The sequence below is a fragment of the Bacteroides sp. MSB163 genome (assembly GCF_036416795.1).
GTDB classification, from domain to species: domain Bacteria; phylum Bacteroidota; class Bacteroidia; order Bacteroidales; family Bacteroidaceae; genus Bacteroides; species Bacteroides maternus.
Window position 1 is genome coordinate 1,794,316 of the sequence record NZ_CP143867.1, and the last position, 24,345, is coordinate 1,818,660.

Sequence of the window (24,345 nt, forward strand, 5' to 3'; positions counted from 1 at the left end):
CAAAGGCTTACTTGACGCTTTTTGTAGTATTTCCCGGTGGAATGTTATCGTCTCCTCCCGGTGTAGTACGTAGCGTACGGAAAGTCGTGTAATAACTATATCCTATACCATTCTTGTTTTTGGCATAAGCACGTACATAGTAGTAAGTATATGCCTTCAGACCGGTAGCATTGAGGGTGAATGTCTTATCAGCATTCAGCGTCACCTTGATGTGGCTATCCTTCTCTATGGTCGGTTCAGAATTGTTTTCACTCCAGCAGAAACCTACCTCCTCGATTTCAAGCGCCTCGCTTCCGTCACCACCGTCGTTGGTAATCTTGCCGCTCATGGTGGCGGTAGTGCTGCCTATGCTACTTTCCTCTATCTGGGCGAAAGTGTTTGGCACAGAAGAGTAAGAGGTGACGAAGTTGGTGGGCGAACTATAAGAGGTGCCTTTGGCGTTGGTGGCGTATGCACAGATATAATAACGGGTCCGATATGCTAACCCTTTCAATTCTGCTGTGAACGTATCATCTTTAGAGCCGGATGCAACTTTGATGACTCCTGCCGCACCTATGGTGGGGCTGACGACAGTGGTGGAGTATACAAATCCTCTTTCAGTGATTTCAAGTCCGCCTTTGTCGGAAATTACGGCTTGCGCGGTAGAATGATCATCGTGGATGGCAGTCATCTCCATATTCACTACTTCGGGGGCTTTGGTCAGTGCCGTGGTGAACTCAAAGGCAGGACTATAGCCTGTTCCGTTCACATTCTTGGCGTAGGCACGTACGTAGTACTTTTGGCCCTTTTCCAGAGAAGTCAGTTTCAGACTGATGTTGTTTCCGGTACTTTCGTCTTTCATCCAACTATCGTCCAGTGTAGGAGTGGAGGAAGTGCTACTCCAGCAGATACCTTTCTCCGTTACCTTACGTCCGCCATCGGTAGTGATACCGGCCTTCACGGTAGCTTCAGTCTCGCCGATTCCGGTTATTTCGGAGATGGTGACGGTGGGTTCGTAAGTACGTCCCAGCGTGAACAGAGTAGCTTCGCTGTAGAATGTACCGTCGCGTGTCACGGCGTATGCAGTGGCATAGTATGATGCACCTTCATTCAAATCTACCAGGTTTACATTGATCGTATTTCCTTGATTTGTATCAGTGACATGCGGGCCATCCGTTGCGGGTTTGGTGGAGAAGATGCTGTAGCAGATACCTTTCTCCGTTACTTCTACGCCTGCAGGAATCTGTATGGAACTGCTTAATGTGGCGGAAGTAACCTCGATGTTGCTTGCTACGGGAGTCGTGAGCGTGGCGACTTGTTTTTCTTCAGTCTTGAACGTGAGGATGTTGCTGTATCCCGTCCCTTTTTCGTTGACGGCATACGCACGCAAGTAGTAAGTCGTCACAGGGTTCAAGTCTTCGATGATTTCACTGAATTGGGTTGCTTCATCTTTTCCGGTCACGGTTTTGAGGTTTTCGATAGTAGGCACCTGGTTTTCGGTGCTCCAGCAGAAACCATACTCTGTCACCTTGAACCCTCCGTTTGTACTGATAACCGCAGAAGGAGTGGCGGCAAATGCCGTGATGTCTCCCATCGTACAGGTCAGTTGAGGGATTTTCAGTTCTTCGGTGGTGAAGGTTATCGCTTCGCCGTAGCCGGTTCCAGCTTTATTGATGGCATAGGCTCTGACGATATATTTGGTCAGAGGCTGCAACTCGGAAAGTTGAGCACTGAAATTTTCAGCTTCTATACTGACTGTCCGGGTCTTGTCGTAAGTAGTAGGTTCGGGCATGCCTTCCTGATAAACCTTGTAAGCAAATCCTCGCTGCGTAACACTTTGTCCACCGTTGTCGGTGATGTTGCTGCTCAGCAAAGCGCCGTTCTCGTTGACGTTGGTGGCAACGGTGGTTGCCACTACGGGAGAGGTACTTGAGAGGGTTGCAAACTGAATGACTTCTCCTTTGGCTACACTGCCTCCGCTGCGGGCGCAGATGCTATAACAATATTCGTTTCCCGGGCTTAATCCGTCGATGAGGCAGGTATATCTGCCCTCCGTGGTGTTGTCCGGTGTGGCTGCAAATTCTTCCGCGTCCGTCAGCGAATTTCCCTTGGCGAAAAGGAAGAAGACTTCTACCTTGGCAATGCTGTTGGCGTGCTCTACAACACTACCGGACAGGAGAGCCTCGAAGCGGGTCATGTCTGCGGCACTGTTGGTCACCAGCGTTGGCGGGTATGTTTGCGGTTCTTTGTCCTCGCTGCAACCTATCAGGCAGAATAGAAGAAGCAAGGGGAGAACCACGTTCTTTATCTGATTTATTTTCATTGTGATTCGCTTGTTTAGTAGATTAGAATACAAATCCCAGACCGCCGGTCACTTCATGATACTTGAAGTTCACGGTGTGGAAGCCTACCGAAATGCAGAACTTGCCGAAACGCAGGATACCGCCCAATTCACCGGCCACGCCTGTGGCGGAATTATCCATATCTTTCACCTGTGTGCCTTCGGCATATTCTTTTTCGCCTATGGTCATGGGGGCAGCCAGTTCGTAAGTCAGCGTGCGTGTACCGTATCCGGCACCGGCATAGAGGTAGAACTTCTTACCCAGCTGGCGGAAATAACCGCCTGTGATGGACATGCGCGATTTGTTTTTCACTCCTTCTTTATAGAAAGGCGGAGTCGTAGCATCGATACCTTCTACGATACCGTCTCCGTTACATTCCAGTTCGCCGCTTGCCGAACCGAAGTCGCTGCGGAAACCTACATAGAAACCATTTTTCCGGCCGAAGCCCAGCATGGCGCCAAAAGTGGTTCCGTTGGGGTTGTATCCGGCTTGAAGCATGACGAGGGTGTTCATCGGTACTTTAGGCTTGATGGTGGACTCCATGTGGAAGGTGGGGCGCACGGTTTCTCCGGCGGTCACGTTCAGCAAGGTGTCGATAGGGAAGTAGGTCTGCTTCTCGATGCGTACCTTATATTCCTTGATGGCCATGCGGTCGCTGCGATAGGGAGTCTTTCCTACCAGAACGCTGTCAATATAGACGTCGGCATCCTGTTCGGGCAAGGAGAAGATTTCCATGTAGCCGAACTTGGGCTTCAGGGTGACGCTCTTTATTACCTGTTCGCTGCCCAGCGTAACGATTCCGGCATCCGGCTGATACATGGGGGCTTCTACGCGGTAGGTATGTTCGCCCTTGGGCATGGTTGCAGAGAAGAGTCCGTTTTCGATAGGCACTTGTTCATCGTCTACATATACGTTGGCGTTGGCAGGCTCGGGGCGCAGTACGAAGAACTGCATGTTATTTTCCACAACGGGCTTGTCTTCGCTGTCACCGGTGTTCAGCACCATTTCGTATACGGTACCTTTTTCGATGATGTCCGGATAGAAGTAGTTTCGCAGGATACCCAGTTGGTCGTGCAAAATGGAGATACGGCGTGCGCCACGGGGGACATACAGCCAGATTTCTCCGGTTTTGTTTTCGCGTGCCGTGATGCCGAGCGCGTCCGGTTCGAACATGAGATCCTTTACGTTGGTTACGATACGGATCAGGGCACAGATTTCGCCGTTCTGGTCTTTCTTCGGGGCGGTTACGCGTGCCGTGATGTCCGTTTCCATGCGATTGAACGATGCGACGGCTATTTTGCTTTGCTGCGCCAGTGCGGTGGGGCAGCAGATCACTGCTACCACAACCGCTGCCAACCAGCATTTTAGTTTGTTTGATTTCATTCTATTGTTCGTTTATTCACGTTTCTTATTCCGTTTCTGATTCTCTGGATTATCGTCCGACAGCCACTTTCTGACCTTCCAACAGGTAGATGCCACTGTCCAGTCCGTGCACTTCGTTCACGCCTTCGCGGGCTTCGATGATGCGTACGGTACGTCCGGTGACGTCGTAGATGCGGATAGTACGGTCGGCATCGGTGTTGATGTAGAGCACGCCGTCACGGCTGTAGGCTTTCGTAGCTTTGTCCGGAGTGGCGAATGGAACGTCTTCGATGCCGGTGATGGTGCCGTCACCGCCGCCGATGCTGTAGAGCATGGGGGCGCTGGTAGAAGTTGCTGTCTGACCTTCATTGGTGGTGAGATAGGCACGGAAAGGATAAACGGCGGGATCATCAGTGTAGCCACCGTCGTTGTAGTTTCTTACAAATACGCTCCCGGGAGCATATTGCTTTTCATCGCTTTGATACCAATTGTGTACATTTAGTGCGTATACGTTTTCGCTCATCATTACTCGATCGTATGTGGGGACTAGGTTGAATTTTGTTCCTACACTGGGCTTCAAGGCTCCTTCCGTAGCGACAAGTGATACACCGGCTTCATTGTTGTTGGCAAATTTCACTTCTCCATAGATGTTACTGCTGCTTGGGTATTTATCATTGTTTGGCATGCAAATCAAGTAAGGGTGATTGGCTTTTATAGCCGTGGCAGCTTTGTAATTGCCATCCGTTCCCAGTTCATATAGCCAGAAAGGTAATGTTCCTGCAGTTTCGAGAGCTTGGTTTCCAAAGGGAGCAAGTGGAATAATTTCCGCATCTTCGCCATATCCACGTTTAAAACTGATTTCAGTAACATCGAAGGGTAATACAATAGTCTGCCAACCGGCAGCTTCTCCATATCCACTGGTAGCATTGAAGTCGCGTTCATAAGCCACTTTTTTTGCTTTTAATGCACGAGGTAGAGTAAAGGAAGGGTTACTGTATCTGGTGGATTCATCAATATGTAGTGAATCCGTTACTCCACCATAGAATATATGGTCGGCACAATTTTTATTTGTAACAGTACCACTTTCAGGTAGGAATAAATACTTGGTATGAGCAAATACATTATTAGGGAATGGTGTGGCTGGGTTCCATACAACCGAATTGAGATTATATAATCTATCGAATGCATGCTCCTCTATTGTACTTGTGTTTGTAGGTATTTCTATATCAGTTAGACCACTACTGTCGAATGCCTCTTTTCCGATAATGGTTACATTTTGAGGAATAGTAATTTTAGTAAGTTTTTCACAGTAACCAAAAGCTAAATGTCTTATCTCTGTTAATATTTCAGGTAAATTGATTTCTTCTAAATTTTTGCAATCTTGAAAAGCTTGGTCGTCTATAATGGTTATGTTGTTTGGTAATATAACTTGCTTTATACTTGAACATCCGAATGCAATTCTGTAAGGGACAACAGTCATGTTTTGTGGAAACTCTATTTTGGTTAAATTATTGCAATATGCCAGGATAGATGAACCATATTCTGTTACTGTCTCTGGAAATTTAATGCTTTCCAGACCACTGCGTGAAAATGCGTTATCTTTTATGCTGGTGACTGATTCCGGTATCGTAAATGTTTTCAAATTCGGGCAATTGGCAAAAGCTCCATCTGCAATTTGTGTGGGTGTAGCGCCTTCGGCAAATTTAACTACAGATACTCCGGTATTACTAAATCCGCTGATGATATCAATGGTTTCGGGATAGGTAACAGTAGTTAGTTTATCGCAACCACTAAAAGCATTATCTCCTAAAGAAAGTAATCCGTTACTTAAAACAACTTCTGTTAGTGAAGTATTTGCAAAAGCCTCGCTGCCGATTGATTGTGTACTTCCGGGAATAGTAATTTTAGATAGAGGAGTACAATTCCTGAATGCGCTATAACCTATTTTAATAAGGGAATTGGGTAATGTTACATTTTTGAGAGAGGTACATCCATCAAACATGTTTGATGGTATTTCTGTTAAATTATTGGGCAATTGTATACTTTCTAAAGCGATGTCTTCACCGAATGCGCTATTTCCTATTTCAAAGAGATTATCTGGTAAATTAATCGTTGTAAGTTTTTGGCAATAATAGAAACACTCTCTTCCCATCGAGTTCAAACCACGTGGTAAAACTACAGTTTCTAAGGCGTCACAAGAGCGGAATGCTCTGTCTGCTAGAGATATAACTTTGTTAGGAATTGTTATAGAAGGAAGTTTGTCACATTCTCCAAAAGCATGTTCTCCTATACTGGTAAGTTCTGCACTTAACGTAACTTTTACCAAAGAGGTACAATTTTCAAAAGCTGATGTTTCGATGGAGGTAACAGCGGATGGTACTGAAATCTCTGTTAGTGAGGAACATCCTGCAAATGCGTTATACCCAATCGTTGTTATATTAGTAGGAAGTTTGATTTCAGTCAGGGCTGTGCAATTTGCAAAAGATGGACATTCTGTAACTCCATCAGGGATGGAAATCTTGGTTAATTTCTCACAGCCGTTGAAACTACCTGCTCCAGTTAAGCCAGTAGGCAAATCAATATTTACTAAACCGGTACATCCGTTAAAAGCGCCGTTCAAAGTTTTTAGAGTAGAAGGCAAGGCAACTGTTGCAAGCTTTGCACAACCATTGAACATTCCGTAAGTAAGGCTTGGCACTCCTTCCGGAATGCTGACATCGGTTAGGGCTGTACAATTCGTAAAAATATATCCAACATAATCACCATATGCTAATGCTTGTTGAAATTCATTGTCAGGATTATATGCTCCTTCAAAGGTTTTGTTTCTTATTCCAAAAGTGGAGGGAAACTTCACTGTTTTTAAATTCTTACAATTCTCAAAAGCATATGTACCTATTATTTCTACTCCCTCTGGTATAGTAATAGAAGCTAATCGGGCGCAGGCAGAAAAGGCGTGTCCACCAATGCTATATAAAGTTGACGGTAACTCTACAGTCTCCAACATGGAACAGCGGGCTATTGAATAACTACTGGCAAATTCATATTTACTCCAGTTTTTACTTTTGAATTCCCCTATTTCTTCCACATTACTTGGCAATATTAATGTTTTTAGATTGCTCATGGCAAAAAACATGTAATTACCGATTACGTTGTTTGTTGTTGTGTAGCTTTTGCCTTCATAGACAAAATAAGCACTTCCCCCTTCTACGATGCTTGCATTCTTCATGTTGAGTTTTTCCAGTGTGGGCGCTGCACCACGAATAAGTGCAATGTCTGTTCCGTTCAGTGGTCCAGTTACAGTGAGTTCGGTCAGTGTAGCCTGTTCTGACTCTGTGATTTTAGTAGAGAGCGTTCCTGCTTCTGTCAGTGTAACGTTCTTTACGGTTTGTGCATTGGCGCAGAATATGCCTGCTAGCATGATGCATACGCTTGTGTAGAAATACTTTAATTTCATAATCGTATATGTTTTTATTATTATTCATAATTGTTGTTTATCTTTTATTACGGCTTAGTGGATCTGGAGTGGGGTTATCACCATCTCCCGGTCCGGGCTTACTGTCATCTTCGGTGGTGAAGTAAGCTTCGTTTCCATAACTGATACCTTTACTGTTTCGGGCATATGCACGAACGCGATAAGAGGTCTTTGCAGTAAGTCCTTCCAATAGATGGCTCATTTGATTACCTTGAGTAGTAATCGGCACCACATTGCTTTCGATGGTAGGTATACCTTCTGTATCGAGGCACCAACAGAAACCTTTCTCAGTTATTGCAGTTCCTCCATCATTATTTATTTGGGCCTTGATACGTACATAGGTCGTGTGAATATTGCTTACATTGGTATAACTTACACTTGGAAGTTTGATTCCGTCATTGTCACCAGGAAGCGGATTGTCTCCTGCTCCGGGTGGTAACTTGTCTGTGGTGAAGGGTGAACTGTAAGTCTCCGTCGTCCCATTCTTATTAGTCGCATATCCGTATACTCGATAAGACGTGTTTTCCGTCAGTCCGGTAATCGTTCCCGTCACCATCTTTCCGTTGAGGGTACCCTTTGCGGTGGTTTCTTCGCCCCCATTGGCAGCCCGCCATTTGAATCCGTAGTCTGTCAGCTCCGCATTTCCGGTGGCGGTGACTTCAAACTCGAAACTCAGGCTGTAGGCTTCCGTCTTGGTGCACTTCAATTCGCTTACGGTGGCGGTGGTGCTGCTTCCCGTCTCGAATGAAAGCATACTGCTATAGCCTGTTCCTACGCTGTTCTTCGCGTATGCGCGTATATTATATAAGGTGGAATAGCTCAACCCTGTCAGTTGTGCGGTGAAATCCTCCTTTGTGTCTTTTGATACGAACTTGAGCGAGTATCCGTCGTCTACGCTTGGAGTCTGTCCGGCAGCTACCACGAATCCGCGTTCGGTAATGGTTTCTCCTTCACCGCCCAGGTTGGAAATGGTGGCTGAGGCTTTCGCGTTATCATCATTAATGGAGGATATGTTCAGGCCATTCAGTGTAGGTTCAGTATGCTTTGTAGTCGTAAACTGCTCTACTGTACTGTAGCCTGTGCCCTTGGCATTGATGGCGTACGCACGTACGTAGTAAGTGATACCACCCTGCAAACCGTTGAGGCTGACGAGAATATTGTTATCCGCTTCCGTAGATGTGATTTTCTGATCATCTACTGTCGGTTCATGCTTCGTGCTGCTGTAGCAAATACCTTTCTCCGTCACTTCCAGTCCGCCATTGGTAGCGATACTTGCGCGTACTTTGGCACCTGTTTCCGTCTTGTCATATACAGAAGGTTTTCCAAGTGTAGGAGCAAACGTGGTTTCAGTATTGAACTGGATATCACCGCTATAGAAGGTACCGTCGCGGGTAATTGCATACGCGCGGGCATGGTAAGTATCTCCTTCCGCCAGCCCGGTGACGGTAGCGGTCACCTTATGTTCTGTACTGCTGTCCGTAACCTTGTCTCCATCGGTGGAAGGATTTGCCGCTTTACCGTAACAGATACCTTTTTCTGTTACTATGCTAAAGGACTCGTACGCCATCTGTGCGGTAATAGTAGCTGAAGAAGAAGTCAGGGCCGTGACGGTAGCTTGTGTAAGTGATACCACCTGCTCTTTGTCAGTCGTGAACTCTACTGTTGCACTGTAGCCTACGCCTTTCTCGCTTTTGGCATACGCCCGCATATAGTATTTGGTACTGGCTGTCAACTCCTTCAGGGTAGCAGAGAATCCCTTGGCACCGTCTTGCGCTTGCACGCACTGGCTTCCTTCGATAGTGGGCTGACGGCTTTCGGTACTGTAGCAGAAGCCATATTCTGTAACCGTAAAACCATGGTCTTCAGTGACCGCACCCATGCAGACGGCCTCGTACGCAACGACTTCCACTGGCTTATTGGCAAGGCTACCCGAACCGTTGGCAATGACCATTGGGATTTTCTGTTGACTGGTAGTGAACCTGACAGACTCACCGTAGCCTGTTCCTGCGTCATTGGTGGCATAAGGACGGACGATGTAGGTAGTATTAGCTGCCAGATCCGATAACGTTACTTCAAACTTATCGCCAATCACCAGTTTGGTGTTATCGTCGAGGGTTGGCTCGCCGGCGTTCTCCACGTACATGGCATAGGCAAACCCACGTACCGTAGGTTCGTAGCCGCCATTATCCGTAATGGTGGCAGTGAGTGTGGCGCCGTTTTCGGTCACCTCAGTTGCTTCGGCAATGCTTAGTGAAGGCGGAATGGCGTCTTCGGTGTTGAAACTACTGGTCTTTCCCTTGACAACGGATTTACCGCTGCGGGCAAAGATGCAATAATAATACTTTTCTCCGGGCTTCAGTCCTTGGACTGCGGCAGTATAGTTATTGCCGTCTCCCGGGGTAGCGTTCGCTTCTTGTGCGTTGCTCAAGCTGGCTGATGTGGAATAAAGGAAGCCTATTTTCAGTTCTCCGGTACTGCCGGGATGCTTCACCACCGTTCCTTGGAAAGTAGCTCCAAAACGGCTCAAACCCGTAACACTGTTAGTAGTCAGTGTCGGTGAATAGACTGAAGGCTCTTTGTCCTCTTCACAACCCATCATGAACGGCAACAAGAACAATAGCATACATACATGTCTAACGACGTGCGCATGCCTAAATGCGTATTGTTGACCCATAAATTAAGTGTGTAAAATGTTGTTTAATATTCTTCGTTACAAATATATATATAATTTTTGTCCCATTATTCTTTTTTTATCTCAATAATTAAAAGATGTTAGTAAAATATTTTATTTGTAACGGAAAACCGTGACAAAAGTGTTGCTGTTCGGCTATTTTATTGTATGTTCATCATAGAGTAGTACAGAGTCCCATAGAGTTTTGATTTCAAATCAATCTAAAACTCTGTGGGACTCTGTGGTGAAATAGAGAATCAGAAGTGGCTTAAATCTATCAATCCGAAGTTCGGATCCTTTTCCGGCTGCCAGGTACGTACGTGGATCACCGGTTCTTTAGGGTTGTTCAGGTCTACCATCAGGAACAGATAGCCCGTATCTCCGTAGCTGGACGAGAAGTAATCCTGCTTGATCTGAATGCCGTAGATCTCGCCTCCTACACCCGACTTGCGAACTTGGTTGTCGGCAAAGCGGAGGTTGATAAATTCCGAGCTACGGAAAATGTGCTGTAATTTCTTCATGTATTCCGACTTTGTCTGGCGGGTATACTTTACGGCTTGCTTGCTCATGACCTGTCCTTCGTTGCTGGCAGTGTGTTTCAGTACTGAACCGGTGATAATCAAGGCATCATCAGAGAAAATGCTGTTGATATAATCGTAGCGCTTCAAAGCATAAGCCGTCTTATAACTTTCGAGGAAGTTGATAAGTACGTTGCGAACGGTATCGTTCCAGGAAGTCTGGTTCATGATATCATCTACGGCAGGTTTGTTGAGGCCGAAGGAGAGGCAATCTATCTTGCCTTCCTTGTTCAGAGTAAACACTACATCTTCTACAAACGTGCGCTGGTTACTGAACTTGAAACTCATGGGCAGACTGCGGCAAGTTACTTCCCCATTGCACTCTAAGAATCTGAATTCCGGTTCGTTGATGATTTTGCCTTGTCCGTATTTGATGAGACGGTTGAACATATCGTATCCGCTTTCGGTACATAAGGATTGTATATCGGTGAAATTTCGTGTGCGAATAGCTTTTTCCACTTTCTTCATGGTGTCGTCGTAGGCTGCGGATTCCATGGTGGACAGATAATGCATACCGCTGTTTGTGGTGGTGGCACTGTCTGACTCTGCCATTAAGGCTTCCTCGGTCTTCTCTTCGCCGGGTTTCGGCTCTTCCCCTTCCAGTTTCAAGGCGCAGTTGCGCATGGCTATGGGGTTGACGGTTCCCATCACTTCGGACAGCTCGTTGTCGATATTTGCCTCACCTTCAAACATATACTCGGTGCGCAGTTGCAGATTGCGGGCGTTGGCAAGTACGGGAAGTTCCACGATGCCTGTGCCGTCTTTGGCTGAGAAGATATTGGACCAGTCGCGACCGTCGAAATAAGTGTAATCGTAGTTGCGGGCGGGCTGTCCTTTATAGAGTACTTTGAGGTTGATTGTTTTCAGATCACCGTCCAGATGGGTGCTTTCCATGCTTACTTTCAGATTGGAGAAGATGTCGTTCATCTGTTTGGGAATCCAGGTGGTGAGTAAAAGGTCTTTGCCTTCCTCATCTTTCATGGTGAGGAAGTTGCCGTCGGGATAGCTTTGGAGCAGGACGAGTGCCCAGTAATAGTAGCGCAGGGCGTCGGCTACTTGCGCTTTTTTCTCGGCGCGGATGGCTTCCTGGGCGAAGTCGAGTATCTTTGTCTTGCGTCCGTCGAAGATGCGTTGTATTTCAGCCACTTTAATGTAGCGCATGACAACGGCTTCCGGTTCGTTTTGTATCACGATGCGGCGGGTGTTGTTCAACGTGGCACGTGAGTAGGTGTTAATGACGGACTTGAATGTCTCGTCCACGGTTGCTTGATCACCGCTCATTCCGCCTTCGGTCAGTTGTTCGAACTTGGAAGATACGTTGGTAGATATCTGGCTGATCAGCGCAGCAAGTGCTTCATTATCGGCTTTTTTCAGGGTAGCGGCGTTTCCCGTACCCCAGATGTAGTCTTTGCTGGTTTGTATTTCTTCAATGGATTGTCCTTTTGCGGCAAGGGCAATAAATAAGAATGTAACGATGATAAATGCGCTCCTTTTCATGTTGTTGCTTTTCATGTTGTTTCAATTCTTTGCAAAAGTAGGAACTTTTTTCTATAAAGTAGCATTTCAGTAAGTTATTTTTTATGCCTGTCAAGGGATACTCGTAATTGTATTCTTTGAATTGTATCCGGGCCGTACCCGAACCGTATCTGGTCCGGATAGATATTGGAGGGCGTTTAGGAGTTATGCGGGTGAATGAAGTATGGGGGCAATATCGTCGAATATACGGAACAATTCTTCTTTCGTCTCTGCCCGCAGCATGGCAATACGCGTTTCCCGGAAATTGGGTATCCCCTTGAACAGCGGACTTGCAGCAAGGTGGCGACGTACATGCAGGATTCCTCTTCTTTCATCCAGCAGATTGACGCTGTCCACTACCTCCTGGCGTAACACATCCAGTTTCCACTCGGCACTTAGTGGTGGCAACTCCTCACCCGTTTCCAGATAATGCCTCACCTCCTTGAATATCCATGGGCGGCCAAAGCTGGCACGGCCTATCATGATGGCATCCACTCCATAAAGATCGAAACACTCCTTTGCCCTTTGGGGAGTGGTGACGTCACCGTTACCAATGATGGGGATATGCATACGCGGATTTTTCTTTACTTCGCCGATAAGTGTCCAGTCCGCCTCACCGGTGTACATCTGCGCACGGGTACGGCCGTGTATGGTAAGTGCGGCAATGCCGCAATCCTGTAATTGCTCTGCCAGTTCCACGATAATCTTGCTGTTCGCATCCCAGCCCAGGCGGGTTTTTACGCTCACCGGTATCTTCACGGCATCTACCACGGCACGGGTAATTTCCAGCATCTTGGGAATATTCTGCAACATACCCGCACCGGCTCCCTTGCCCGCTACACGCTTCACGGGACAACCGAAGTTAATATCGAGAATATCCGGACGCGCCTCTTCTACGATGCGGGCGGCTTCCACCATGGTTTCGGTATCTTTGCCATATATCTGTATGGCTACCGGCCGTTCTTCATCACTGATATTCAGCTTCTGTTCGGTCTTGCTGACGGAGCGTATCAGGGCATCGGCAGATACGAATTCCGTGTACACCATGTCGGCACCGAACTTCTTGCACATCAACCGGAATGCAGGGTCGGTGACATCCTCCATCGGAGCTAAAAATATGGGGCGTTCGCCCAGGTCTATGTGGCCTATCTTCATGAATCGATTGAACTAAATGATTATTTCGCTGCAAAAATACGGAAAAAAGCCTACCTTTGTATCATTCATTTATTTAACTAATATGGAATTATGAAAAAAGGTTTGGTTTTAGTTGTGATGTGTGTAGCAATGTTGTTTGCTGCCGCACCTTCGGTTTCGGCACAAGCACCGAGTGATGAGTACAAGGCTACATTGGAAAAAATGCTGGAACTATCCGGTTCTATGGCGTCGGCAAAGGCTATGGTGCCACAGATGATTTCTATGTTGAAACAACAATCATCGGCATCGGCATCTTTCTGGGATGGTTTTCAGAAGAAATGGGAAGGAAAGTTTGGCAGTAAGCTGGCAGAACTTTACGCTCCCGTTTATCAGAAATATCTGACACTGGATGATTTGAAGAAAATTGTTGCTTTCTATGAATCGCCTGTCGGAAAGAAACTGGGCGCTTCTACTCCTGCCATGATGGCTGAGGGCATGCAAATAGGACAAAAGTTGGGAATGGAGATTGCCACTGAACTTCAACAGGAATTGCAGGCACAGGGAAAGTAAGGTGATAGTTCATTCTTTTTCGGTTTTGAATGAAGTGCTGATTTATTTTTTAGACGCGGATGACACGGATGACGCAGATTTTTTATTTATTGATGTGACAGCGCAGCCTTTAAATCCGTGTCATCTGCGTCTAAGAGATTGAATACATAGGCTAAAATCATTTACCTCATTTCTTTTCCGTTATAAACTATATGATTGATTTATGGATTTAAAAGATTTTGAAATCATGGCCCCTGTCGGCTCGCGCGAATCACTCGCGGCGGCCATCCAGGCAGGTGCCGATTCCATCTATTTCGGTATTGAAAACCTGAATATGCGGGCCCGTTCGGCTAATACCTTCACTATTGAAGACCTTCGGGAAATAGCGCAGACGTGCGATGAGCACGGTATGAAGAGTTATCTTACCGTTAACACTATTATTTACGATCAGGACCTGGCATTGATGCGCACCATCGTAGATGCGGCCAAGTCGGCGGGTATCTCTGCGGTGATTGCGGCGGACGTAGCTGTGATGAGCTATGCGCGGCAGATCGGTCAGGAAGTACACCTCAGTACGCAACTGAATATCTCGAATGTGGAGGCTCTGCGCTTCTACGCGCAATTTGCCGATGTTGTGGTGCTGGCACGCGAATTGAATCTGGAACAGGTAGCGGAGATTTATCGTCATATCTGTGAGGAGAATATCTGTGGTCCCGGCGGAAAGCCTATCCGCATCGAAATGTTCTGTCACGGTGCTCTCTGCATGGCAGTGTCGGGAAAATGCTATCTTTCTTTGCACGAGATGAACCACTCTGCCAACCGGGGAGCCTGCATGCAGGTGTGCCGTCGCTCTTATACGGTGCGTGATAAGGAGACGGATGTGGAACTGGATGTGGACAATCAATATATCATGTCTCCGAAAGACTTGAAAACCATCCATTTTATGAATAAAATGCTGGATGCAGGCGTGCGCGTGTTCAAGATAGAAGGACGTGCCCGTGGTCCGGAGTATGTACGCACGGTAGCGGAATGTTACAAAGAAGCCATCCGTTCTTACCTGGACGGCACCTTCACCGATGAAAAGATAGCCGCATGGGATGAACGTCTGAAGACTGTATTCAACCGTGGCTTCTGGGATGGGTATTACCTCGGACAACGCCTCGGAGAATGGACGAAGAACTACGGATCGGCCGCTACGGAACGGAAGATATATGTAGGTAAGGGTATCAGATACTTTTCTAATATCGGTGTTGCCGAGTTCCTGGTAGAAGCTGCAGAACTGAATGTGGGAGACAAGTTGCTGATTACAGGTCCCACTACAGGAGCAGTATTCACTACGCTTGATGAAGCCCGTGTAGACCTGAAACCGGTGCAAACCGTGAAGAAAGGACAGCATTTCTCGATGAAAGCGGATAAAATACGTCCTAGTGACAAACTCTATAAGCTGGTTTCTACAGAAGAACTGAAGAAGTTCAAGGGACTGGATATTGAGAAAACACGTGGATGATACACTTTTGATACAGTTATATTGAATATGGAAAAGTATATCTATGAGTTAGAGATGAAGGTGCGCGATTACGAGTGTGATCTGCAAGGCATCGTGAATAATGCAAATTACCAGCACTATTTGGAGCATACCCGTCATGAGTTTCTGCTATCTACCGGTGTCAGTTTTGCGGAATTGCACGAACAGGGAGTCGATCCCGTAGTGGCACGTATCAACATGGCGTTTAAAACTCCTCTGAAGAGCGGTGATGAGTTTATTTCCAAACTCTACATGAAGAAAGAAGGCATCAAGTATGTTTTCTATCAGGATATTTTTCGGAAGAGTGATGATAAAGTAGTCATAAAAGCGACAGTCGAAACGGTGTGTCTGGTGAATGGACGACTGAGTGACAGTAAGCTTTTTGATGAGATATTTGAGGCATACCTCTAAAATATAACCATGAACAACGACGAACGAATTTGCAGTATAGCCCTCACGCTTTGCCCCGGTATAGGACATATCGGGGCAAAACGTTTAATAGACGGTATTGGAAGTGCCGCCGGAGTCTTTTCTCAACGTAAAGAACTGCCTGAATTGCTACCTGGTGTGAGCCCTACTATAGTCACTGCCCTTGATAATCCTGCCGCTTTCCTGCGTGCCGAACATGAAATGGAGTTCGTGGAGAAGAATCGCCTCACTTGTCTGACTCTCAAAGATGAAGCTTATCCGTCCCGTTTGCGCGAGTGTGAAGACGCTCCGATAGTCCTCTTCTTTAAAGGCCACACCGATCTCAATCGTCTTCGCGTCATCAATATGGTCGGTACTCGTAATGCCACAGAGTATGGCAAGCAATTTTGTGTAGATTTCCTGCGTGATCTTTCCTCTCATTATCCTGATGTGCTGGTAGTCAGCGGTCTGGCTTATGGCATCGATATCCATGCCCATCGCGCTGCCCTGGCCAACAACCTTTCCACCGTGGCTGTCCTTGCTCACGGACTGGATCGTATCTATCCTTATGTTCATCGTAAAACTGCCATTGATATGTTGGCGAATGGTGGACTCCTTACCGAATTCCTCACCGAAACCAATCCCGACCGGCATAACTTTGTCAGTCGCAACCGCATTGTGGCTGGTATGACTGATGCAACCATCGTTGTGGAATCCGCCTCCAAAGGTGGTTCGCTGATTACGGCAGACCTTGCTGTAGACTATCATCGTGATTGTTTCGCTGTTCCCGGTCGTACCACCGATCCCTTGTCTATGGGCTGTAACCAACTGATACGTGATAATAAAGCCGTTCTCATCCAGTCTGCCGATGACTTTATGCTGGCGATGGGTTGGACTACAGAAGAGGAACCCGCCAAACATGAAGGCATTCAGCGTAGTCTCTTTCTTGAATTGACGGAGGAAGAAGAACTTGTGGTCGGCATCCTTACACGCTTGGGCGACTTGCATATCAACGTATTGGTAGTGGAATCCAATATTCCGGTGAACCGTATGACAGCTCTGCTTTTTGAACTGGAAATGAAGGGAGTGGTGCGTGCAATGGTGGGTGGAGTATATCATTTATTAACGTAAACCACCCCTTGGAATAATATTTTTTCATATCTTTGCTTTCACAACCAGTCATAATGCTATGAGGTACCTGTTCTTTTATATACTTTTATTTATTGGAGAACTGTCCGTAAGCGCACAGCACATGTTCTCCAGACAATTTCCATTCTTCAACCAACTCTCTTCCAATGAGATTTTCAGTATTCATCAGGATAGGGAAGGGTACTTCTGGATAGGTACCACGAATGGTCTGGCACGCTATGACGGCTATCAGTTAAATACATTCCGTACAGACTATAAAAATCAGAATCTGCTGACTGACAATGGAATTACTGCTATCAATGATAATGATCTGTATGTATGGATCGGTACATGGAAAGGGCTGAACCTGTATAATAAGCAGACCTGTCGGATTACTCCTTTCTCAGATGCACGGCTTCTGAACAAGGTGGTGGATGCCATAACGGTCGACAAGGATGGGAATGTTTGGGTAAGCGCCGGTGGAATGATATACCGATGCGATTCTACCGCGCATATTATAAAGGAGTATGAGGTTGGAGGTCTTCAGGAGGGATATGCCATCAGTAATATTTACGCAGACCAGCAAAAGCAACTTTGGGCAGTGGGATCAAGGGGTATATTCAGATATGAGCCCGAAGCCGATTCTTTTTTCCGTTATCCGCCATTGGGTAACGGACATACCGCATATATTATGCATCAGGATAATTCCGGTAATTACTGGATCGGTACGTGGGGGGAAGGTTTGTGGCAATTCTTTCCCTCTGCACAGAAAGGAGGACACTATAAGAAACATAATATAGCTGCTTCAAACAATAAAGAAACCGACGTTGAATCCATTCTTTTCAGTATAGAACAGGATGATACGTTTGGTTATCTTTGGATGCTTTCGTATGCCGGGCTCCATGCGTTTAAATACACGGATGCAGGGACACTGGAAAAGGTGGATATAGACCATCTGGTTGATACACACATGATGTACACCCGGATATGCAAAGACAGGGAGGGTAATCTGTGGCTACCTTCGTATGATATGGCGTATACCATCTTTTTTGATAATTCGAACATAGACAATTACCTTCTTCCTCAATTGAAGGAAGAGATGGGATGGGATGCTAATGTCATGAATCTCTGTCAGGGAAGTGACAGTATCATGTGGTTCAGGCAGGACAGGTACGAATTGTGCATGTACGATTTCTCACGGGATGCGTTTGTCGGTACAGGTGTGGGCGAGATTAATGCCATTATCAGATCTCTTCATAAACCCGGTGTCTGGGTTAATTCAAGCCGGACTCCCCATGTGATGAGACTGACGCAACGGAACATGAAGGTGCAGATAGAAGAAGACATCAATATAGGCGGAGTTACAGGGCTACTTGAGGATAAGGTCGGCAATCTGTGGATATCCCGGTGGACGGATATAAACGTGAAACGTCCTGATAAAGATGACTTGGTAGCTTCGGGTAGTGACGTTCCGGTAATGACTTCCCTGTTCAATGATGTAAAGGGAGAAATTTTAGGGTTGTCTCACGAGAGCAAAATCTATCGGCTGAGTTGTGCCGACGGGCGGATTACCTGTGAACTGAAAGGCAGTGTTTCTTCTCTTCTGGAAAAGGAAGAAGTGAACAGTGTCTGCATTGACCGGAAAGGACGGCTGTGGCTGAACACTACTTTGGGAAGAATACTGCGGTCTGACGAAACGATGCATAAGTTTGAAAATGTATCGCTCGATAATGAGATAGATGACTGTACTGTATTAGGATTACTTTCCGATAAGAACAGTGTGTGGATTATCACCAATAAGAAAGTACTTCAATATAATATTGATTCGCAGACTTTTCTGCACTATTCTACTGTTGATGATAACATTATGGTAGATGTTTTCAGGTATAAGGCTATCAGTCTGGACGGTTGGGGCGGACTCTATGTAGGCGGACATCGCGGATTCATACATATTCGTCCCGGTAATGCATCGACGGTGAACAGGGCTCCTGCGAGCTTGCATATCACAGATGTCAAAGTTGAAGACAAAAGTATCTTCTTCGGTAATGCGGAAGCCTCGGGAGAGAATACGATACATAAGATTTTCCTTGGTCCGGATGACCGGAATATCGAGATTTTCTTTTCTTCGCTTTTGTATTCGCTGAATGCGGGATGTCGCATAGCGTATCAGTTGGAGGGGGTGGATCATTATTGGATCTATTCGGATAACAACAGAAATTCCGTCTTCTATAACCACCTGCCGAAGGGAACGTATAAACTCCGTTTGAAGTTGGAATATGAGCGGGGTAAGTGGACTGAAGGCGAAGTGTTGCTGACCATTGTGAAAGAGCCGGCATTCTATGAAACCTGGTTTGCATATCTTGTTTATGTCATTCTCATCGGATTGTGTTTCTATGTGGTAATCCGGCTTTATATGCGTCGCATTAAACTGAAGAGTGAAGTGAGATTGCAGGAAGAACTGACGCGCACCAAGTTGACTTACTTCACCAATGTTTCCCATGAGTTGCTGACACCGCTTACCGTCATATCCTGTATATCGGATTATCTGGATCAGAAGGTTCCTGCCGTGCGACAACAGTCCGTTATGCTCAAGGCTAACGCGGAGAAGTTGAAGCGACTGATACAGCAAGTGCTTGATTTCCGCAAGATGGATGTGGGGAAACTGAAACTGAACGTTTCGGAAGGAGATATCCGTGAGTTTGTCCTGAACATCTGCCAGGTAAACTTCCAACCGCTTGCATTGAAGAAGAATATCACGCTGGATACTCGTTTTGAAGCGGAGGAAGCACATGGCTATGTGGATTTTGATAAGCTGGATAAGATATTGCATAATTTGCTGTCCAATGCCATGAAGTATACTCCTGAGAACAGGCGTATTACTGTTGATGTACGGGTAGTGAATGAAGCGGAACATCGGATATTGGTGTTGAAAGTGGAGGATGAGGGCATTGGTATTTCTGAGAAAGAACTGGAACAGATATTCATCCGTTTCTATAACAGTAAGAAGAACCGGGGAATCGAGTCGAACGGAATCGGCCTCTCGCTAACGAAAGATCTGATAACCTTGCATCATGGCCTTATCACCGTGGAAAGCGTTTTAGGACAAGGTTCCTGCTTCACTGTAAAGCTGCCTGTTGACAAAGAAAGCTACTCTCCGGATGAATTGCTTGACGAGACGATGGTGTTGCAGACCGGTACGGATGATGTGCCCATGGAAGATTATGCTTCGTCTGATGAGGTGGATAAACCGGCTATCTTGTTGATTGACGACAATACGGAATTGCTGTTCGTTATGAAAGAGATGTTCAGGGAACGATATACTGTACTGACAGCCGCAGACGGGCAACAAGCCTGGGATAAGTTGAAGGATAATGAGGTGGATGTCGTCATTTGTGATGTCATGTTGCCCGATGCCAATGGTTGGGAACTTTGTGCGCGTATGAAGGGTGATTTGCGTTTCAATCATATACCTGTCATCATACTTACGGCTAAGAATGGTATTGAGGACCGTGTTGCCAGCTATGAAGCGGGCGCCGACGGATATATAGCCAAGCCTTTTGAGTTGAAGATACTTTTTGCCCGGGTGGATAACCTTATCCGATCTTCGAAGATGCGTCAGGCGGCCTTCCGCAAAGAAGAGAACCTGAATTTGGAGAGCTTGGCCTATCCCTCGGCGGATAAGCAGTTCATGCAATCTATCATCGACAGCATCGAACAGCACTTTGAAGAGTCTGAATTCGATCTGGAACAGTTGGCTGCGGAGAAGCGTATGTCCAAGTCTACCCTTTACCGCAAGATAAAGTCGATGACGGGAATGTCTCCTTTGGACTTTATACGGAATATAAAGATGAAGCGTGCCTGCATGATGTTGCTGAGTGGTTCGTATAATATATCTGAAGTGGCTTATGCTGTAGGCTTTAACAGCCCCAAATATTTCACCCGGTGCTTCAAGGATGAATTCGGTGTGACGCCGAGTGAATATCTTCAGAAACATGGAGGTGATGGGAGATAAAATCCTTCCAACTTCTGAATATGATGCATTTTTAATTTTATCGGACAAAATAAGGTAAGAAGCTACTGATTTGGAGGCGCTTTTTTACCGGGATTGTCACCCTCCTATACTGAGGGTGTCTCTGTCGTATACAGAGATACCCTTGGTCGTATATAGAGGCTATCACTGTCGTATACAGAGACACCCCCCTCTCAGAAGATGTCCTGGATCGGATTTTTGCTGGTTGGAGAAAATTCGGAGAGAAAAATATAGGTGTTGAAATATCCGTACAAAACCAAACGCTTCACAGCTTAATGCCAAAATCTTTTGGTAGAGATGCCGAAAGATGCCACTGTTCATTATCAGTACTTTATGCTGCCTCCCTGTAGAGATGGTCCCGGCATCGCTCATTTTCCGATTATCCCCCCTTATCATGTATTGTAGAGATGTCTGTTTTGTTCTCCATTGATTATCAGTTGTTTAATGGATTCGGCGGTAGATGCCGTTTTCTTGCGTTTCCTTGCCTCATGCCCTAACTTTGCAACATCAAATTTGAGAAGAGTATACATTATCTATTAATCATTTAAAATTTTACGACTATGTTTTTTAAGAAAGCTAAAAAGGCAATTAACAATTTGTGGTATCCCCAATCCGTAACATGGGGCAAGGCAGTGACAACCCGTGAAGTGGCTGACGAATTGTCGGTCCTTTCCACCGTGACCCGCGGCGATACGTACGCGGTGATGGAAAATCTTGGGCGGGTATTGAGCAACTATATGGGACAGGGACGTACGGTGAAGATTGACGGTGTGGGAACGTTCTACTACACGGCCTCCTCCACTAAAAAAGGGGTGAAGACTGCCGCAGAGGTAAACGCTTCACTAATCAACGGGGTACGTGTCCGCTTTATCCCCGAAGTGGAACGTAACAGCGGCAACCAGGTGACGAGCCGAAGTATGGTAAATACAAAAATCGTCTGGGAAGAATGGCGTGGTAGGGTATAAAATCCTTTCATCAGGGTATAAAAACGTTTCATGAAAGGATTTTGCCCCTTCGATAACCTGTTTTTGTGCCTATCTTCTAATTAAATATCACTTGCTTTGCCTTTGGATAATTAAACTTAGATCATATTAATATTATGAGGACAGTAAGCAAATTATTTTTTTCTTGTGTGATGTTATTCACATTATTGCCGGATGCTGCGCTTCATGCATCCGACCGGAAAACTCTTTTTGACAGTAACTGGAAATTTCATTTAGGCATCGTAGCCAATGCCGAACAACCGGAATATAATGATAGTCGTTGGAGAGTTCTTGATCTTCCCCATGACTGGAGCGTTGAACCATTGTCTTTTCAAAAACAAGGCATTACTACCGGTCCTTTCTCTCGCATGAGCGAAGGTGACATCGATACGGGACAGACTGTTGGTGGTGAAGGCTGGTACAGAAAAGAATTCACTCTTTCAGGGAGCGATGCCGATAAACGTATTGTTCTCTATTTTGAAGGAGTATACAATCAGTCCGAGCTATGGATCAATGGCAAGAAAGCTAATTATAATGTTTATGGATATACCTCTTATCGTGTAGACATCACTCCTTATCTGAATGCTCCCGGTACTCCGAACGTGATTGCCATGAAAGTGGTGAACGCCGGACGTAACAGTCGCTGGTATGCCGGTTCGGGTATCTTCCGCCATGTATGGCTGATCAAGACAAATAAACTCTATCTGGATAAATGGGATACTTTCGTCAATGCTTCCGAACTTCAGAAAAAAGAAGCTGTGATTCAGTTCTCTACTATTGTACATAACGAGGGCCTGCAAAATCAATCAGGTAAAATAGGTATTAAAATATATTCGCCTGCCGGAAACGAAGTGTTTTCTACTTCACAAGACGTGATACTCTCTGAAGGAACCCCGGTGGCAACGTCTTTTTCTCTTAAAAAGCCTGAGTTATGGTCAGTAGATACCCCTGTGCTTTATACAGCGGAAGTATCCCTTTCCTCAGACGGAAAAGAGTATGATAAGATATCTGTTCCTTTTGGTATCCGCACCCTTTCTTTTTCTGCAGAGAAAGGCTTCCTGCTGAATGGTAAGTCGGTGAAGCTGAAAGGGGGATGCGTGCATCACGACAACGGACTTCTGGGAGCCGCTGCCATTGACCGTGCCGAAGAACGGAAAGTGGAATTGATGAAGGCTAACGGCTATAACGCTGTCAGATGTGCCCACAACCAAGTGTCCGAGCATTTCCTTGACGCTTGCGACAGATTGGGTATGCTGGTGATTCATGAAACCTTCGACCAGTGGCAGAAAGCTAAACGCGAGCAGGACTATCATCAGTTCTTCGATGAGTGGAGCGACTGGGATTTGGCTGCATCTGTCCGTCGTGACCGGAATCATCCCTCTATCATTATGTGGAGTATCGGTAACGAGGTGGAGCAACGTGCTGATGAACCTGAGGGAGACTTGATTTCCAAAAGACTGGTGAATACCGTCCGCAAGTACGATACATCCCGTTTCACAACCATCGGTTCCAATGACTTCTGGGACAGACGCCAGTTTAGTTGGGACAAAGATTCCTACCGGATCTTCAAGAATCTGGATGTGGCAGGCTACAATTATATCTGGTGGAAATATGAGAGCGATCATGCTGCCTATCCCGATCGTGTAATCTATGGTAGTGAGTCTTATCCGAAAGAAGCTGCCCAGAACTGGAATTTGGTAGAAAAGCATTCTTATATAATAGGTGATTTCGTGTGGACCGCTATTGACTATCTGGGTGAAGCCGGATTGGCTCATGCCTTGTATCTGGGCGATGGCGAGCGTGATACGCAGTTTATGGGGTGGCCTTGGTATAATGGCTGGTGCGGTGATATCGACCTTTGTGGCGACAAGAAGCCTCAATCTTATTATCGTGATGTGTTGTGGCGCGAGCGTCCCATTACTATGGCAGTCCATGCGCCTGTTCCCGAAGGCAAGAAAGAAGTGGTGAACGGTTGGGGCTGGCCCAATGAGTTGGTGAGTTGGAATTGGACGGGTTGCGAAGGAAAAGTGATGAAAGTAAACGTATACAGCCGTTCTCCGAAAGTGAAACTCTATCTGAACGACAAGCTTATCGGAGAAAAAGAAACGGGTAAAGAGAACTACACAGCTACCTTCGATGTACCCTATGAACCGGGAACTTTGAAAGCGATGAATTCAAAAGGTAAGGAGGAATTCGTATTAAAGACTGCCGGAGAACCTGCGGCTATCCGTTTGATTGCCGACCGCAGTAAAATAAAGGCTTGCAAGAACGATCTTTCCTACGTCAAGATTGAACTGGTGGACAAGGATGGAAACGTAGTTCCCGAAACTTCTCTGCCTGTCAAAATCGAATGTACGGGCAAAGGAACTATCATAGCAGGTGGAAATGCTGCTTATGCCGATATGGAAAGTTTCCGTTCACTTACTCCCAATACATTCCGGGGAAAGGCCATTGCCATTGTTCAGCCTGATGGAGAAAAAGGCGACATACAAGTGAAAGTCTCTGCAAAAGGATTGGAAGATGCTTCCATAGTAATAACAACCTACTAAAAAGCGATAGTAAGATAAGTTTTGCGAAGAAACTGGCATAAACCTGAATAAGTACTTAGGTATACATTTTTTGTATGCTATCTTTGCAGGGTTTATGCGATTTTTTCTGCCGCAGATATT

General features: G+C 46.0%; 13 protein-coding genes. 7 read left to right on the forward strand and 6 right to left on the reverse strand.

All coding sequences use genetic code 11. The features are described from left to right. Nucleotides 1-7: 7 nt before the first annotated feature. The 6 genes from VYM24_RS06205 to dusB all read right to left on the reverse strand — a co-directional run bounded on the left by VYM24_RS06205 (nucleotide 8) and on the right by dusB (nucleotide 13,074). Nucleotides 8-2,302 carry a hypothetical protein gene (locus tag VYM24_RS06205; RefSeq protein ID WP_330941761.1) on the reverse strand — a complete coding sequence of 765 codons (2,295 nt, stop codon included), beginning with the start codon at nucleotides 2,300-2,302 and terminating at the stop codon, nucleotides 8-10. A 22-nt stretch (nucleotides 2,303-2,324) separates the two neighbouring features. After that, a complete protein-coding gene (locus VYM24_RS06210) occupies nucleotides 2,325-3,704 on the reverse strand; it encodes a PEGA domain-containing protein (RefSeq protein WP_330941762.1) in 1,380 nt (459 codons plus the stop codon). Between the two features lie 49 nt (nucleotides 3,705-3,753). Continuing rightward, a complete protein-coding gene (locus tag VYM24_RS06215; protein ID WP_330941763.1) occupies nucleotides 3,754-7,137 on the reverse strand; it encodes a leucine-rich repeat domain-containing protein in 3,384 nt (1,127 codons plus the stop codon). Nucleotides 7,138-7,174: 37 nt separating this feature from the next. Then, nucleotides 7,175-9,778 (reverse strand): fibronectin type III domain-containing protein, encoded by a 2,604-nt coding sequence (locus tag VYM24_RS06220; RefSeq protein WP_330941764.1) that lies wholly within the window; start codon nucleotides 9,776-9,778, stop codon nucleotides 7,175-7,177. Between the two features lie 305 nt (nucleotides 9,779-10,083). Then, the gene (locus tag VYM24_RS06225; protein WP_425286639.1) at nucleotides 10,084-11,916 is read right to left on the reverse strand and encodes an LPP20 family lipoprotein; all 1,833 of its coding nucleotides are present in this window, start codon (nucleotides 11,914-11,916) and stop codon (nucleotides 10,084-10,086) included. Nucleotides 11,917-12,084: 168 nt separating this feature from the next. Continuing rightward, a complete protein-coding gene (gene dusB, locus VYM24_RS06230; RefSeq protein ID WP_330941765.1) occupies nucleotides 12,085-13,074 on the reverse strand; it encodes a tRNA dihydrouridine synthase DusB in 990 nt (329 codons plus the stop codon). Between the two features lie 90 nt (nucleotides 13,075-13,164). Between dusB and VYM24_RS06235 the strand changes: the two genes are divergently transcribed. The 7 genes from VYM24_RS06235 to VYM24_RS06265 all read left to right on the forward strand — a co-directional run bounded on the left by VYM24_RS06235 (nucleotide 13,165) and on the right by VYM24_RS06265 (nucleotide 24,225). Beyond that, entirely contained in the window at nucleotides 13,165-13,623 is a 459-nt protein-coding gene (locus VYM24_RS06235) for a DUF2059 domain-containing protein (protein ID WP_291553364.1), read from the forward strand. A 202-nt stretch (nucleotides 13,624-13,825) separates the two neighbouring features. Further along, nucleotides 13,826-15,109 (forward strand): peptidase U32 family protein, encoded by a 1,284-nt coding sequence (locus VYM24_RS06240; protein WP_007218776.1) that lies wholly within the window; start codon nucleotides 13,826-13,828, stop codon nucleotides 15,107-15,109. Nucleotides 15,110-15,136: 27 nt separating this feature from the next. Continuing rightward, entirely contained in the window at nucleotides 15,137-15,538 is a 402-nt protein-coding gene (locus tag VYM24_RS06245; RefSeq protein ID WP_330941766.1) for an acyl-CoA thioesterase, read from the forward strand. A gap of 9 nt (nucleotides 15,539-15,547) precedes the next feature. Continuing rightward, on the forward strand, nucleotides 15,548-16,666 hold the full coding sequence (dprA, locus tag VYM24_RS06250; protein WP_330941767.1) for a DNA-processing protein DprA: 1,119 nt from the start codon (nucleotides 15,548-15,550) through the stop codon (nucleotides 16,664-16,666). A gap of 58 nt (nucleotides 16,667-16,724) precedes the next feature. Continuing rightward, entirely contained in the window at nucleotides 16,725-20,675 is a 3,951-nt protein-coding gene (locus tag VYM24_RS06255) for a response regulator (RefSeq protein ID WP_330941768.1), read from the forward strand. Nucleotides 20,676-21,253: 578 nt separating this feature from the next. Further along, nucleotides 21,254-21,658 (forward strand): HU family DNA-binding protein, encoded by a 405-nt coding sequence (locus VYM24_RS06260; protein ID WP_291553356.1) that lies wholly within the window; start codon nucleotides 21,254-21,256, stop codon nucleotides 21,656-21,658. A gap of 134 nt (nucleotides 21,659-21,792) precedes the next feature. Then, the gene (locus tag VYM24_RS06265; protein ID WP_299094326.1) at nucleotides 21,793-24,225 is read left to right on the forward strand and encodes a glycoside hydrolase family 2 TIM barrel-domain containing protein; all 2,433 of its coding nucleotides are present in this window, start codon (nucleotides 21,793-21,795) and stop codon (nucleotides 24,223-24,225) included. Nucleotides 24,226-24,345: the final 120 nt, after the last annotated feature.

Coding starts and splice junctions, on each gene's coding strand:
- VYM24_RS06205 (WP_330941761.1), bottom strand. CDS start 2,302: ATGAAAATAAATCAGATAAAGAACGTGGTTCTCCCCTTGCTTCTTCTA.
- VYM24_RS06210 (WP_330941762.1), bottom strand. CDS start 3,704: ATGAAATCAAACAAACTAAAATGCTGGTTGGCAGCGGTTGTGGTAGCA.
- VYM24_RS06215 (WP_330941763.1), bottom strand. CDS start 7,137: ATGAAATTAAAGTATTTCTACACAAGCGTATGCATCATGCTAGCAGGC.
- VYM24_RS06220 (WP_330941764.1), bottom strand. CDS start 9,778: ATGCTATTGTTCTTGTTGCCGTTCATGATGGGTTGTGAAGAGGACAAA.
- VYM24_RS06225 (WP_425286639.1), bottom strand. CDS start 11,916: ATGAAAAGCAACAACATGAAAAGGAGCGCATTTATCATCGTTACATTC.
- dusB (WP_330941765.1), bottom strand. CDS start 13,074: ATGAAGATAGGCCACATAGACCTGGGCGAACGCCCCATATTTTTAGCT.
- VYM24_RS06235 (WP_291553364.1), top strand. CDS start 13,165: ATGAAAAAAGGTTTGGTTTTAGTTGTGATGTGTGTAGCAATGTTGTTT.
- VYM24_RS06240 (WP_007218776.1), top strand. CDS start 13,826: ATGGATTTAAAAGATTTTGAAATCATGGCCCCTGTCGGCTCGCGCGAA.
- VYM24_RS06245 (WP_330941766.1), top strand. CDS start 15,137: ATGGAAAAGTATATCTATGAGTTAGAGATGAAGGTGCGCGATTACGAG.
- dprA (WP_330941767.1), top strand. CDS start 15,548: ATGAACAACGACGAACGAATTTGCAGTATAGCCCTCACGCTTTGCCCC.
- VYM24_RS06255 (WP_330941768.1), top strand. CDS start 16,725: ATGAGGTACCTGTTCTTTTATATACTTTTATTTATTGGAGAACTGTCC.
- VYM24_RS06260 (WP_291553356.1), top strand. CDS start 21,254: ATGTTTTTTAAGAAAGCTAAAAAGGCAATTAACAATTTGTGGTATCCC.
- VYM24_RS06265 (WP_299094326.1), top strand. CDS start 21,793: ATGAGGACAGTAAGCAAATTATTTTTTTCTTGTGTGATGTTATTCACA.